At 59.7% G+C, this 13,412-nt stretch carries 13 protein-coding genes and 1 rRNA gene; 6 read left to right on the top strand and 8 right to left on the bottom strand.

The window, feature by feature from the left end:
* The first annotated feature begins 104 nt into the window (after positions 1-104).
* On the top strand, positions 105-809 hold the full coding sequence (locus B2J77_RS18945; protein ID WP_058639592.1) for a lipoate--protein ligase family protein: 705 nt from the start codon (positions 105-107) through the stop codon (positions 807-809).
* Here the strand turns inward: B2J77_RS18945 and crp are convergent.
* The gene (gene crp / locus B2J77_RS18940; protein ID WP_023532600.1) at positions 806-1,450 is read right to left on the bottom strand and encodes a cAMP-activated global transcriptional regulator CRP; all 645 of its coding nucleotides are present in this window, start codon (positions 1,448-1,450) and stop codon (positions 806-808) included. The two genes, B2J77_RS18945 and crp, sit on opposite strands and share 4 nt — an antisense overlap.
* A 187-nt stretch (positions 1,451-1,637) precedes the next feature.
* Here crp and B2J77_RS18935 point away from each other — a divergent pair, with 187 nt between their 5' ends.
* Positions 1,638-2,060 carry an OsmC family protein gene (locus B2J77_RS18935; protein WP_023532673.1) on the top strand — a complete coding sequence of 141 codons (423 nt, stop codon included), beginning with the start codon at positions 1,638-1,640 and terminating at the stop codon, positions 2,058-2,060.
* Between the two features lie 38 nt (positions 2,061-2,098).
* Here B2J77_RS18935 and B2J77_RS18930 read toward each other — a convergent pair whose 3' ends face one another.
* The 5 genes from B2J77_RS18930 to hemJ all read right to left on the bottom strand — a co-directional run bounded on the left by B2J77_RS18930 (position 2,099) and on the right by hemJ (position 5,650).
* Positions 2,099-3,139: a DUF2157 domain-containing protein gene (locus tag B2J77_RS18930; protein ID WP_078479207.1), complete on the bottom strand. Its 1,041-nt coding sequence runs from the start codon at positions 3,137-3,139 to the stop codon at positions 2,099-2,101.
* Between the two features lie 9 nt (positions 3,140-3,148).
* Complete coding sequence (gene coq7, locus B2J77_RS18925; RefSeq protein WP_058639589.1) at positions 3,149-3,796, bottom strand: 2-polyprenyl-3-methyl-6-methoxy-1,4-benzoquinone monooxygenase; 648 nt, start codon at positions 3,794-3,796, stop codon at positions 3,149-3,151.
* Positions 3,797-3,861: 65 nt separating this feature from the next.
* Positions 3,862-4,200, bottom strand: coding sequence for a histidine triad nucleotide-binding protein (locus B2J77_RS18920; protein ID WP_058603062.1), 339 nt, complete (start codon positions 4,198-4,200; stop codon positions 3,862-3,864).
* Positions 4,201-4,264: 64 nt separating this feature from the next.
* The gene (locus tag B2J77_RS18915; RefSeq protein ID WP_078479206.1) at positions 4,265-5,047 is read right to left on the bottom strand and encodes an SDR family NAD(P)-dependent oxidoreductase; all 783 of its coding nucleotides are present in this window, start codon (positions 5,045-5,047) and stop codon (positions 4,265-4,267) included.
* Between the two features lie 177 nt (positions 5,048-5,224).
* Positions 5,225-5,650, bottom strand: a complete 426-nt coding sequence (gene hemJ, locus B2J77_RS18910) for a protoporphyrinogen oxidase HemJ (protein WP_023532455.1) — start codon at positions 5,648-5,650, stop codon at positions 5,225-5,227.
* Between the two features lie 141 nt (positions 5,651-5,791).
* Here hemJ and argC point away from each other — a divergent pair, with 141 nt between their 5' ends.
* Together argC and erpA are read left to right on the top strand one after the other, a co-directional pair.
* The gene (gene argC / locus B2J77_RS18905) at positions 5,792-6,826 is read left to right on the top strand and encodes an N-acetyl-gamma-glutamyl-phosphate reductase (protein WP_058639586.1); all 1,035 of its coding nucleotides are present in this window, start codon (positions 5,792-5,794) and stop codon (positions 6,824-6,826) included.
* 130 nt (positions 6,827-6,956) lie between these two features.
* On the top strand, positions 6,957-7,307 hold the full coding sequence (gene erpA, locus B2J77_RS18900) for an iron-sulfur cluster insertion protein ErpA (RefSeq protein ID WP_023532751.1): 351 nt from the start codon (positions 6,957-6,959) through the stop codon (positions 7,305-7,307).
* A 63-nt stretch (positions 7,308-7,370) separates the two neighbouring features.
* Here erpA and B2J77_RS18895 read toward each other — a convergent pair whose 3' ends face one another.
* Together B2J77_RS18895 and B2J77_RS18890 are read right to left on the bottom strand one after the other, a co-directional pair.
* Positions 7,371-8,462 (bottom strand): anhydro-N-acetylmuramic acid kinase, encoded by a 1,092-nt coding sequence (locus tag B2J77_RS18895; protein ID WP_078479205.1) that lies wholly within the window; start codon positions 8,460-8,462, stop codon positions 7,371-7,373.
* A gap of 4 nt (positions 8,463-8,466) precedes the next feature.
* Positions 8,467-9,888, bottom strand: coding sequence for a peptidoglycan DD-metalloendopeptidase family protein (locus B2J77_RS18890; protein ID WP_058639584.1), 1,422 nt, complete (start codon positions 9,886-9,888; stop codon positions 8,467-8,469).
* Positions 9,889-10,101: 213 nt separating this feature from the next.
* On the opposite strand from B2J77_RS18890, the gene tyrS reads away from it, so the two are divergent.
* Together tyrS and B2J77_RS18880 are read left to right on the top strand one after the other, a co-directional pair.
* A complete protein-coding gene (gene tyrS, locus B2J77_RS18885) occupies positions 10,102-11,301 on the top strand; it encodes a tyrosine--tRNA ligase (protein WP_058639583.1) in 1,200 nt (399 codons plus the stop codon).
* Positions 11,302-11,868: 567 nt separating this feature from the next.
* A 16S ribosomal RNA gene (locus B2J77_RS18880) occupies positions 11,869-13,405 on the top strand.
* The last annotated feature ends 7 nt before the right edge of the window (positions 13,406-13,412 follow it).

The following is a 13,412-nucleotide window of genomic DNA, read 5'->3' as shown; positions in this document are numbered from 1 at the left end:
TGCCATCTGGCTCAGGGGCGCTTTCGCCCTGATGCCTGTCGTGCAGAGGCTGTGACGCTAACGGTAGTGGCCACAGGCTGCGTAACTCAATCGAAGGTGAATCAATGACTGACCAGCCCCTGGCCCTTACCGTCGAGCAAGGGCTGCTTGCCGAACAGGACCTGCTGGCCGCCGTTTGCCGGGGCGAGCGCGATAACGGTGTGTTGTTCTGGCGCCCCACTGACCAGGCGCTAGTGATGCCTCGCAGGATGAGCCGGCTGGAGCACTTTGAAGCGGCGAGTGCGCAATTGGCTGGCGCTGGCTGGCCAGTGCTGCTGCGCGAAACCGGCGGCGAACCTGTACCGCAGTCCCATTCGACGGTAAATATCGCCCTGGTCTATGCGGCCCCGCGCAGTGAGGGCGATCAAGGGCGTATCGAAAAAGCCTACCAGCGCTTGTGCCTGCCCCTGTGCGAGGTGCTGCAGGAGTGGGGAGGTGTCGCCTCGGTGGGCGAGATCGAGGGTGCATTCTGCGATGGCCGGTACAACGTCAACCTCAATGGCCGCAAGTTGGTGGGGACCGCCCAGCGCTGGCGCCAGGCCGCCGCAGGCAAAGGCCCGGTGGTGCTGGTGCATGGGGCATTGCTGCTGGATAACGACCGGGAGGCAATGGTAGCTGCCGTCAACCACTTCAATATGTGCTGCAACCTTGAACAGCGATGCCGCGCCGATGCACACATCGCCTTGCATGAAGTAGCACCGGCGGCACCGTGGTTCGCACGGCTATCCCAAGCGTACGCGCAGGTGCTGGCTGAGGTGCCCCTCAGCTAGCGCGTGCCATGTACCACCATGGTCTTGCCCTTGACCTGGACCAGGCTGCGTTCTTCCAGGTCCTTCAGGACGCGACCGACCATCTCCCGTGAACAACCGACGATTCGCCCGATTTCCTGGCGGGTGATCTTGATCTGCATGCCGTCTGGATGGGTCATGGCGTCGGGCTGCTTGCACAAGTCGAGCAAGCACCGCGCAACTCGGCCGGTGACATCGAAGAAGGCCAGGTCCCCAACCTTGCGGGTAGTGTCGCGCAGGCGCTGGGCCATCTGGCTGCTGACGGCGTAGAGCATGTCCGGCTCGTGTCGTACCAGTTCGCGGAACTTGTCGTAGCTGATTTCCGCCACTTCGCACTCAGTCTTGGCCCGAACCCAGGCGCTACGATGCTGCTGCGCCTCAACCGGTTCGAACAGCCCTAGCTCACCGAAGAAGTCACCGCTGTTGAGGTAGGCGATGATCATTTCATGGCCATTTTCGTCTTCGATGAGGATGGTGACCGACCCCTTGATGATGAACGACAATGTCTGCGCGCGTTCACCTGCACTGATGATGTTGCTCTTGGCGCTGTAGCGCCGGCGTTGGCAGTGCACCAGCAATTTGTCGATGTTCTTGATCTTTGGGGGTAGGGCAGAGGCTGCCATCGCGAAATCCTGTTCTGTGCAGTCCATGGGCGTCCATGGCTGTTGGCTGGAAAAACGCCATTCGATTGGCGCCAGCTTATCAGACACTACAAAATGTTTCGGCATTAAAGCGCCTCCTTACATACTTTTCCCACAGCGGCACAACGACTAAGCTGACACCCTTTTTGCGAATTCGGGAGTTCGGGTGATGAAGGCACGTATCCAGTGGGCCGGTGAGGCAATGTTCCTTGGCGAGTCCGGCAGCGGCCACGTTGTGGTGATGGATGGCCCACCCGAGGCCGGCGGCCGCAACCTGGGCGTCAGGCCGATGGAAATGCTGTTGCTGGGCCTGGGCGGGTGCAGCAGTTTCGATGTGGTCAGCATCCTGAAAAAGTCGCGCCAGGCGGTGGAGAGCTGCGAAGCGTTTCTCGAGGCCGAGCGGGCAGGCGAGGATCCAAAGGTATTTACCAAGATCCACATGAATTTCGTGGTAAAGGGCCGCGGGTTGAAAGAGGCCCAGGTCAAGCGTGCCGTCGAGCTTTCGGCCGAAAAATACTGCTCGGCGTCGATCATGCTTGAGCGTGCCGGGGTTGAAATCACCCATGGCTACGAGATCGTGGAACTGGGTTGAGCAACGGGTGCGAGCTGCGCGGCGCGTGCCGGCGGCGCTTAATGGCGCAGTGCTGGCAGTGTCGCGTATAGCCAGCCTGGTAGTGCGCTTCTGACCGACTGGCTCAACGCCTCCCGGTGTTTTTGGTAAAGCAGGCCCAGCCCTATGACGCCCAGGCCGATCAAGCTGACCAACACCGGGAACAGCAGGGATTGGGCAAATACGTCATACGCCAGGTACCCCAGGTAGGCGGTAACGCCAAGTGCCCCGAACACCATGAAGACGGGCCGGCGCAGCAACACTGCCACCCCCATGAGCACAAGGTTTATCAGGCAGTAGGTGGCTTTCCCCCATTCACTGCCGCTGTCGAGCATCGTCAACCCACCCCAGAAGGCTGCAAGGCCGGCCAGATAGCCCCAGTGGGCATAGTCTTGCCGCGTCCTGCCATCGACTACCAGAAACACCAGCAAGGTCGCCAACCCGAACCACAGAGATACCACTCGGCGTTGTTCCCAACTAAATGGCGCGCCGAATACCCACTCGGTAAGGTCCATCGACATGAACCACAGGGCAACGGCAATGGGCATGACGATAAATGGGTAGGGGACAAGGCGGAGCATCGCCACACCTGCAACAACGGTGGCGGCCTCCATGGCCAGCCAACCGCCCTGTACATGGGTGTAGTACTGGTGGTAATCGGCTCGCACGTCATCGAGCGGCCACCAACCGAGCAACCGCTCCAGCGCGAAGACCGCCAGTGGCACGATACTGACCGCGGCTGCGGCCAGTACGCCGGCCGCAATGGGTTGCTTGCGCTTTTGAAGAATGAGTGCGGCTAGGGTCAGCAACCCGATGTAGGCACTGGCCACGGCCAGCAACGCGGTGTCGCCGATGCGTAGCCATGCCTCGTTGAGCAGCCAGCCCATGGCCCCGATGACCAGCAGCGCGCCTAAATAGAACGCGCTGTGGGCCAGTTGAAGGCTGCCTGTCGCCACTTGACGCTGGCTGAGAAAGGCTTGCAAGGCCTGGTCCTGGCCTGGCTGGAGAATCCCCGCCTCGACCGCTCGCGCCAGGTCCTTGGCATCGAAACGTGTTGCCATGGCGAGCCTTCAGATGCGATAGGTGCTCTTGGTCATGACCTTGGCCAGCAGGCTCATGCCAAAACGCACAGGCGCAGGGAAGCGGTAGCCACCGGCTTGCAGTGCCGTATCGGCGTGCTGTTCTTCGTCGACGCGCATCTGCTCGAGGATGGCTCGGGATTTTTCATCTTCAGTAGGGATCTGTACCAGGTGCTCGTCCAGGTGCTTGCAGACTTGGTGCTCCGTCGCTGCCACGAAGCCCAGGCTCACCTTGTCGCTCACCAGCCCGGCAAAAGCGCCGATGCCGAATGACATACCGTAGAACAGCGGGTTCAGGACGCTGGGGTGGCTGTTGAGTTGACGGATGCGTTGTTCGCACCAGGCCAGATGATCGATTTCCTCTTCCGCAGCGCGCTCCATGGCCTTGCGCACTGACGGCAGTTTGGCCGTCAAGGCCTGGCCTTGATAAAGCGCCTGGGCGCAGACTTCACCGGTGTGGTTTATGCGCATCAGCCCTGCCACGTGACGTGCCTGCCGATCTTCGAGTTCGACGGCGGGCTTGACGATGGCCGGGGACGGACGAGAGGGTTGGCCGCTGAACGGCAGCAAGGTGCGCATGGCGGTGTCGGCCTGCAGCAACAAGCGGTCGAGCGGGGAATAGTGACGTTCGGTAGCCATCGGGCACCTCCGCAAGAATGTGCCCGACAGTCTAACCCAATCGCGCTCGAGTCGCTTGCGGTGGATCAGCCCGGTGGCCAGTTCATCTGGCGTTGGCCGAGCACGTGCATGTGAATGTGGTAGACCGTCTGCCCACCTTGTTCATTGCAGTTCATGACCACGCGAAAGCCTTCCTCGCAGCCCAGTTCCCTGGCCAGACGCTGGGCCGTGAACAGAATGTGCCCAGCCAGGCCCTTGTCTTCTTCGGTCAGGTCGTTGAGGGTGCGGATGTGCTTTTTCGGAATGACCAGAAAATGCACCGGGGCCTGGGGGGCGATGTCGTGAAATGCCAGAACCTGGTCATCTTCGTAGATGATCTTCGCCGGGATCTCCCGGTTAATGATCTTGAGGAATAAATCGTCCACAGCACTTGCTCCATGGTGAGGGTCCGGGCCGAGTGTACTCAGGCCGAAGCCGCTCGCCCAGCGACTATTCCATACCGACTGGACAATAACGCCGGTGAATCACACCTGCCAGCTTGCGCACCAACCCGTTCGGCAGCAGGCGCGGGGCGAACGCCAGCCAGCGATTGCGTCGCCCCGGCAGAATCAAGGCGCGGTTGCGGGCGAGCGCGCGAACGGTGTACAGCGCCACTTCCTCGGGGCTGAGGCAGCGGCTTTTGCCTTCGAGCCGGGCGATGTGGCGCCGTGGAGAACGCACCGGCCCCGGGCACAGCACGCAGACCTTGATGCCTGTGGGTTTGAGCTCTTCGCGCAGGGCCTGGGAAAAATTCATCACGTATGCCTTGCTGGCGGCATAGGTGGCCATCCATGGCCCGGGGGCCACGCCGGCCAGCCCGGCAACGTTGAGGATCTGGCCGCCGCCCTGTACCGCCATCAGATTGCCGATGGCATGACACAAGCGGCTCAGTGCCAGCACGTTGACTTCGAGCAGGTCCTGTTCGTCGGCCCATTCATGGGCCAGGAATGGGCCGTAGGTGCGCTGACCGGCGCAGTTGACCAGCAAATCGATGCGCCGCTCGCCTTCTTCCAGCTCGAGGACGAACCCTGACAGCCTAAGCGGTTGGCTCAGATCGCACGCACGCAACAGCACTTCGACGCCGAAACGCTGGGCAAGCTCGATGGCGACCGGCTCCAGGGTTTCACGGTGGCGTGCGACCAGGATCAGGTTGCGCCCGCGCCGTGCCAGGGCCTCCGCCAGGGCCAGGCCCAAGCCGGTGGAAGCGCCGGTGATCATGGCGTAACGGGTCATGCAGGGCTCCTGGGGCCGAAGAGGGCATCTAGTGTACAGCTTGGCGGTGGCGGATGCTGCGTTTTGCTGGGCCGCCCAAGCCTGGGAGTGCGCCGCTGCGTGGGCTGTCAGTGGCGCTTACGACGATCGGCGAGTAGCTTTGCACCGTCCTGGCAGCCCCAGTGCTGGGCACCATTCTCAGAACGGTTTGACCACCACCAGGATAACGACCGCCAGCAGGATCAGAACAGGTACCTCGTTGAACCAGCGATAGTAGACATGGCTGCGGGTGTTGGTGCCGGCGGCGAAGCGTTTGCGCTGGGCCCCGCACACATGGTGGTAGCCGGTCAGCAGAAGCACCAGTGTCAGCTTGGCGTGCAGCCAGCCCTGGCTCAGCCACCCCGGTGTGAGGTAGAGCATCCAGGCGCCGAACACATACGTGGCGATCATCGCCGGGTTCATGATGCCTCGGTACAGCTTGCGTTCCATGGTCACGAACCGGTCCTGGCTGATGCTGTCCTGGCTCTGGGCATGGTAGACGAACAGCCGTGGCAAGTAGAACAGGCCGGCGAACCAGCATACGACGCTGACGATGTGCAGCGCTTTGATCCATAGGTAGAGCATCGGGGCATTCCTTCAGGTATTCACGGTCGTCAGATAGTAGTGCCCAGGCGCCCTCAGGGACACCTGAAGTGTTGTGACAGACGCATCACGCCCCTATCATCGTGCGTTTTCCAGACGGCTCGTTGATAAGGGGCAAGCGTTATGATCAAGGTCGGTATCGTCGGCGGCACGGGTTACACCGGCGTCGAACTGTTGCGTCTGCTGGCTCAGCACCCACAGGCCGAGGTAGCGGTCATCACCTCGCGCTCGGAAGCCGGTGTGGCGGTGGCCGACATGTATCCGAACCTGCGCGGCCATTACGACGGCCTTGCATTCAGCGTGCCTGACAGCAAGACCCTGGGCGCGTGTGATGTGGTGTTTTTTGCCACCCCCCATGGTGTCGCTCATGCCCTGGCGGGCGAACTCCTGGCGGCGGGCACCAAGGTCATCGACCTGTCGGCCGACTTCCGCCTGCAGGACGCAGTGGAGTGGGCCAAGTGGTACGGCCAGCCTCACGGCGCGCCTGATCTGCTCGACGATGCCGTGTACGGTTTGCCCGAGGTCAACCGCGACAAGATCCGCCAGGCGCGCCTGATCGCGGTTCCGGGCTGCTACCCAACCGCCACTCAACTGGGTTTCCTGCCGTTGCTCGAAGCTGGCTTGGCCGACGCATCGCGCTTGATCGCCGACTGCAAGTCCGGTGTCAGCGGTGCCGGACGGGGTGCGGCTGTCGGGTCGCTGTTCTGTGAGGCCGGTGAGAGCATGAAAGCCTACGCGGTCAAGGGGCATCGTCACCTTCCGGAAATCAGCCAGGGCCTGCGTCTAGCTGCGGGCAAGGACATTGGTCTGACCTTCGTCCCTCACCTGACGCCGATGATCCGCGGCATCCATGCCACCTTGTATGCGACTGTCGCCGACACATCGGTCGACCTCCAGACGCTTTACGAGAAGCGCTACGCCAACGAACCCTTCGTGGACGTGATGCCCGCCGGTAGCCACCCCGAAACCCGCAGCGTGCGCGGCGCCAACGTCTGCCGCATTGCTGTTCATCGTCCACAAGGGAGTGATCTGGTCGTGGTGTTGTCGGTCATCGACAACCTGGTCAAAGGCGCTTCCGGGCAGGCCGTGCAGAACATGAACATCGTGTTCGGGCTTGATGAGCGCATGGGGCTGAGCCATGCCGGCCTGTTACCGTAAGCTGACGAGGGCTTACGGCGAGCTGTGCTGATCGCGACCTGCCCGTCGCCTATTGTTGACCGATTTTCTCGGGAAAGCGGATAATGGCCGTCATCGAGTTTTATGACGGCCGTCGGCCGGGAGAATCAACATGAGCGTCGAAACCTTCACCCCTACGGTTTTGGAATTTACCCACGGTGCTGCGCTGAAGGTGAAGAACCTGGTTTCCGAAGAGGGCAATGACCGCCTGAAGCTGCGTGTATTCGTCACCGGTGGCGGTTGCTCGGGTTTCCAGTATGGCTTCACGTTCGATGAGGAAGTGGCCGACGACGATACCATCGTGGAGCGCGAGGGGGTCTCGCTGGTAGTGGACCCGATGAGCTTCCAGTACCTGGCCGGTGCCGAAGTAGATTACCAGGAGGGCCTGGAAGGCTCGCGCTTCATTATCAAGAACCCCAATGCTGCCACCACCTGTGGCTGTGGCTCTTCGTTCTCGATCTGAAGCCTTGCCTTCGTCAAAACGCCGCGCTTAAGCGCGGCGTTTTTCGTTGGGCAGGTCAATGGCTCAGGCCGGATAGATGGCGCCCAGAACACGCAGGCCTTTGGCGGCCGTAACGCTGGGACGGTTGGCAGGGATGCCCTCAAGGCAGCAATGCGCCAGCCAGGCGAACGCCATGGCCTCAACCCAATCAGGGTCTACCCCCTGTTCGGCTGTGCTGGATACCTTCACGCCAGGCAGGCCTATTGCAAGACGAGCCATCAAGGCGCCATTGTGTGCGCCACCCCCGCATACCAGAAGGGTCCTGGTGCCCTGCTGTGCGGTGTTCAGCGAATCGATGATGCTTTGGGCGCTGACTTCCAGCAGCGTTGCCTGGACGTCCTCGTCGCGGTAGGCAGGCAGCGCAGCGAGATGGCTGTCCAGCCAGCGCAGGTTGAAGACTTCACGGCCTGTACTCTTGGGCCCACTGCCGGCAAAGAATGGGTCGGCCATGAGGGAGGTCAGCAGGGCAGGTTGCACTGCCCCACACGCCGCCCAGGCGCCGTTGGCATCGTATGCCTGGCCGCGTTTGCGTTCGATCCAGGCGTCCATCAGGACATTGCCCGGTCCGCAATCGAAGCCTCGGACCGGCTTGTCTTTGGCAATCAAGCTGAGGTTGCTGAAACCGCCCACGTTCAGAATGGCCAGCGGCTGTTCGAGATGGCCGAACAGCGTTTCGTGGAACGCCGGGACGAGCGGCGCGCCCTGACCGCCGGCCGCTACGTCACGGCGACGAAAGTCGGCCACGACCGTGATACCTGACAGTTCAGCCAGGAGCGCCGGATTGCCGATCTGCACGGTGAAGCCTCGGGCAGGCTCATGGCGAATGGTCTGGCCATGGCTGCCGATAGCGCGAATGTCTTTGGGCTGCAAGGCATGGTGGTCGAGCAAATCCAGTATGCCTCGGGCTGCCAAGGCCGCCCACAGGTTTTCAGCGAGGGCGACCCGCGCTACTTCATCCGGCCCAGAAGTACACAGGTCAAGCAACGCTTGCCGCAGTTCAGTTGGCATGGGCAGATAATGGGTGGCGAGCAGTTCGATGTGCTCGCCTTGCTCGATCAGGGCGATGTCCAGCCCATCCAGGCTGGTCCCTGACATCACACCTAGGTAAAGGCCCATGGGCTCACCGTTTGTTCATGGCAAGTAGCGTGGCTTTTTCCTGGTCCATGCGTGCGATCAGCGGCTGGCTTTGCTGCAGGAAACGCTGGCGCTCGTTCTTGGCGATCGGATCGGACATCGGCACTTTCTGGCTCAGCGGGTCAACATGCACGCCGTTGACCTGGAACTCGTAGTGCAGGTGGGGACCGGTGGAAAGGCCGGTGGTCCCGATATAGCCGATGATCTGGCCCTGCTTGACCGAGCCCCCGGTCTTGATGCCCTTGGCAAAGCCTTGCATGTGACCGTACAAGGTCTTGTACCGATTGCCGTGCTGGATGATCACCGTATTGCCGTAGCCGCCGCGCCGGCCGGCCAGCTCGATACGGCCATCACCCGCGGCCTTGATGGGCGTGCCTCGCGGTGCTGCATAGTCCACCCCCTTGTGGGCGCGGATCTTGTTGAGAATCGGGTGCTTGCGCCCGGCAGAGAAGCGGGAGCTGATGCGCGCGAAATCCACGGGTGTGCGGATGAAGGCTTTGCGCAGGCTGTTGCCATCGGCCGTGTAGTAGCTGGTGTTGCCTTGCTTGTTGGTATAGCGCACTGCCGTGTAGGTCTTGCCGCGGTTGGTGAAGCGCGCCGAGAGGATATTACCGGTGCCGACCACTTTGCCGTCCATTACCTTCTGCTCATAGACCACGTCGAACTCGTCACCTTGGCGAATATCCTGGGCGAAGTCGATGTCGTAGCCCAGCACCTTGGCCATGTCCATGGTCAGGCTGTGGGACAACCCGGCGCGTTGTGCCGATGCCGAGAGCGAGCTCTTGATGACGCCATGGGCGTAGGCGGTGCGCACTACGGGTTTGCTGATTTCACGGTTGAAGGTGTAGCCCTTGGCCGTCTTGGTCAGGCGAATGGTTTCGAGGCTGCCGACCTTACTGTGCAAGCTGGCCAGCTGGCCTTGCTTGTCCAATTCGAACTGCAGGACCTGGCCATGCTTGAGCTGGCTGAACTGCTTGGCTTGCTTGCTGCTGGCAAGAATGTCGTGGACGGCATTGGCCGGCAGGCCGACCTTGGCGAACAGCGTTGACAAGGTATCTCCGCTTGCGACGGTGACTTCCCGGTGGGCAGGGTCTTTCGCGGGCTGTGCGGCGGCTTCGGCCGGCGGAGTTTGCTGTTCGGCTTTCTGGGTGGAGGCAGCCGCCTCATCGATCTGCGCAAACGGCGAGCCTTGCTCACCGGCTGCCTGCACCAGTGGCGCCGCGCGGGATTCGTCTTTCAGCTGCTCGGCTGAGGTTTCCAGCTCGAGGTTGAGGGTGGTTTTCTTGGCTTCCACGTCGCTGGATGGGAACACCAGCAATGCCAGGCTAAGCAGGGCGGCAATGCCGCTGGCGGCCAACAGGTGTGTTTTCGGATAAAGCGGAGGCGCTTTAGGCGGTTCGTTGGTCATGGGTAAGGAGACTTTGAAAAAGGTGAAATGGAATAGATGAATGACATGATGAAGATGAAATAACTGTATAAAATATAACCAAAACCATTTTCACGCAAGGGCGCGTAGACGCTGCGCACACGCCTCCAGGTCACATTCCTTTGCAAAACTTGTATTTGACGGCCGATCTTGTATGGTTGGCTCCCCCTGAATCTGAGCCTTGCGGGTTTGTCTATGAAGTCGGTTGAAGAGCAGCTGGCGCTTATTAAGCGCGGTGCGGAAGAAGTACTGGTGGAGTCCGAGCTGGTTGAAAAACTCAAGCGTGGTCAGCCCTTGCGCATCAAGGCCGGTTTCGACCCTACCGCTCCTGACCTTCATCTCGGTCACACGGTACTGATCAACAAGCTGCGCCAGTTCCAGGAGTTGGGGCATACCGTGGTGTTCCTGATCGGTGACTTCACTGGCATGATCGGCGACCCCAGTGGCAAGAGCGCCACACGCCCGCCATTGACCCGTGAGCAGGTGCTGGACAATGCCGAGACCTATAAGCAGCAGGTCTTCAAGATTCTCGACCCAGCCAGGACCGAGGTCGCGTTCAATTCCACCTGGATGGACACGCTGACACCCGCCGACTTCATCCGTCTGGCATCGCAGTACACGGTTGCCCGTATGCTGGAGCGCGACGATTTCGACAAGCGCTACACCACTAATCAACCCATCGCCATTCATGAATTCCTCTATCCGCTGGTGCAGGGCTATGACTCTGTCGCGCTCAAGGCGGATGTCGAGCTGGGCGGTACCGACCAGAAGTTCAACCTGCTGATGGGGCGTGAACTGCAGCGTGCCTACGGTCAGGAAGCTCAGAGTATCGTGACCATGCCCCTGCTTGAAGGGCTTGATGGCGTCAAGAAGATGTCCAAGTCGCTGGGTAATTATGTCGGCATCCAGGAAGCGCCTGGTGTGATGTACAGCAAGCTGGTGTCGATTCCGGACACCCTGATGTGGCGTTACTTCGAGTTGCTGAGCTTCCGTTCCATGGAGGACATCGATCAGCTTCGCGTGGATGTAGCCAATGGGGCGAACCCGCGGGACATCAAGATCCAGCTGGCGGAGGAGATCGTGGCGCGGTTCCATGGTGAGGAGGCCGCAGCCAACGCTCATCGCGCCGCTGGGAATCGTATGAAGGACGGCGAGTTGCCAGAAGACTTGCCCGAGATCGAAGTGCTTGCCGCCGAGCCGCTGCCCATTGCTGCGGTGCTCAACCGTGCCGGTCTGGTCAAGAACTCGGCGCAGGCGCGGGATCTATTGGGGAGTGGGGCTGTGAAGGTCGATGGCGCCGTAGTTGACCGTGATTTTGTGGTTGCACTGGGCGCGACCCATATCTGCCAGGCAGGTAAGAAGTCGTTCGCACGCGTCACGCTCAAGGCAGAGTAAGGCATTCGCTGCGCCTACTCTCTATAAGCGGGGGGAGGCCGAAGGGCCTCCCCCCGCTTTGCTTTTGATTTACATGAAATTAAAGGTTGACGCGGTTTCGAATCCCCTTATAATGCGCCCCACTTCCAGCGACATCGGAACGCGAAACTCCTTGAGATTCAATGAGTTAGCTAGTTCGGGTGGTGCTGTAAAGGCTACGATCGAACAGATCGACAGCGGTTGAGAAGAAGGTTGACAGCGTGTTGAAACGCTGTAGAATTCGCCTCCCGCTACGAGAGATCGAAGCGAGTCAAGTGTTTGAAGTTGAACGAGTTTCTCGAAATAAACTTCAAAATAAACGCTTGACAGGTAGTGAGGAAAGCGTAGAATGCGCGCCTCGGTTGAGACGAAACACTCTCAGCCAAACGCTCTTTAACAAATCGAATCAAGCAATTCGTGTGGGTGCTTGTGAGTACGGACTGATAGTCAGAAAGATTATCAGCATCACAAGTGGCCATGCGAGAAATCACATAGTCATTTGAGATTGCTGAGCCAAGTTTAGGGTTTCTTAAAAACCCAAGCAGTATTGAACTGAAGAGTTTGATCATGGCTCAGATTGAACGCTGGCGGCAGGCCTAACACATGCAAGTCGAGCGGATGACGGGAGCTTGCTCCTTGATTCAGCGGCGGACGGGTGAGTAATGCCTAGGAATCTGCCTGGTAGTGGGGGACAACGTTTCGAAAGGAACGCTAATACCGCATACGTCCTACGGGAGAAAGCAGGGGACCTTCGGGCCTTGCGCTATCAGATGAGCCTAGGTCGGATTAGCTTGTTGGTGAGGTAATGGCTCACCAAGGCGACGATCCGTAACTGGTCTGAGAGGATGATCAGTCACACTGGAACTGAGACACGGTCCAGACTCCTACGGGAGGCAGCAGTGGGGAATATTGGACAATGGGCGAAAGCCTGATCCAGCCATGCCGCGTGTGTGAAGAAGGTCTTCGGATTGTAAAGCACTTTAAGTTGGGAGGAAGGGTTGTAGATTAATACTCTGCAATTTTGACGTTACCGACAGAATAAGCACCGGCTAACTCTGTGCCAGCAGCCGCGGTAATACAGAGGGTGCAAGCGTTAATCGGAATTACTGGGCGTAAAGCGCGCGTAGGTGGTTTGTTAAGTTGGATGTGAAAGCCCCGGGCTCAACCTGGGAACTGCATCCAAAACTGGCAAGCTAGAGTACGGTAGAGGGTGGTGGAATTTCCTGTGTAGCGGTGAAATGCGTAGATATAGGAAGGAACACCAGTGGCGAAGGCGACCACCTGGACTGATACTGACACTGAGGTGCGAAAGCGTGGGGAGCAAACAGGATTAGATACCCTGGTAGTCCACGCCGTAAACGATGTCAACTAGCCGTTGGAATCCTTGAGATTTTAGTGGCGCAGCTAACGCATTAAGTTGACCGCCTGGGGAGTACGGCCGCAAGGTTAAAACTCAAATGAATTGACGGGGGCCCGCACAAGCGGTGGAGCATGTGGTTTAATTCGAAGCAACGCGAAGAACCTTACCAGGCCTTGACATGCAGAGAACTTTCCAGAGATGGATGGGTGCCTTCGGGAACTCTGACACAGGTGCTGCATGGCTGTCGTCAGCTCGTGTCGTGAGATGTTGGGTTAAGTCCCGTAACGAGCGCAACCCTTGTCCTTAGTTACCAGCACGTTATGGTGGGCACTCTAAGGAGACTGCCGGTGACAAACCGGAGGAAGGTGGGGATGACGTCAAGTCATCATGGCCCTTACGGCCTGGGCTACACACGTGCTACAATGGTCGGTACAGAGGGTTGCCAAGCCGCGAGGTGGAGCTAATCTCACAAAACCGATCGTAGTCCGGATCGCAGTCTGCAACTCGACTGCGTGAAGTCGGAATCGCTAGTAATCGCGAATCAGAATGTCGCGGTGAATACGTTCCCGGGCCTTGTACACACCGCCCGTCACACCATGGGAGTGGGTTGCACCAGAAGTAGCTAGTCTAACCTTCGGGAGGACGGTTACCACGGTGTGATTCATGACTGGGGTGAAGTCGTAACAAGGTAGCCGTAGGGGAACCTGCGGCTGGATCACCTCCTTAATCGACG

Source organism: Pseudomonas parafulva, assembly GCF_002021815.1.
In the GTDB taxonomy this organism is placed as follows: domain Bacteria; phylum Pseudomonadota; class Gammaproteobacteria; order Pseudomonadales; family Pseudomonadaceae; genus Aquipseudomonas; species Aquipseudomonas parafulva_B.
Note: the sequence above shows the minus strand (reverse complement) of the source record. Positions and strands in the feature narration are given on the sequence as shown.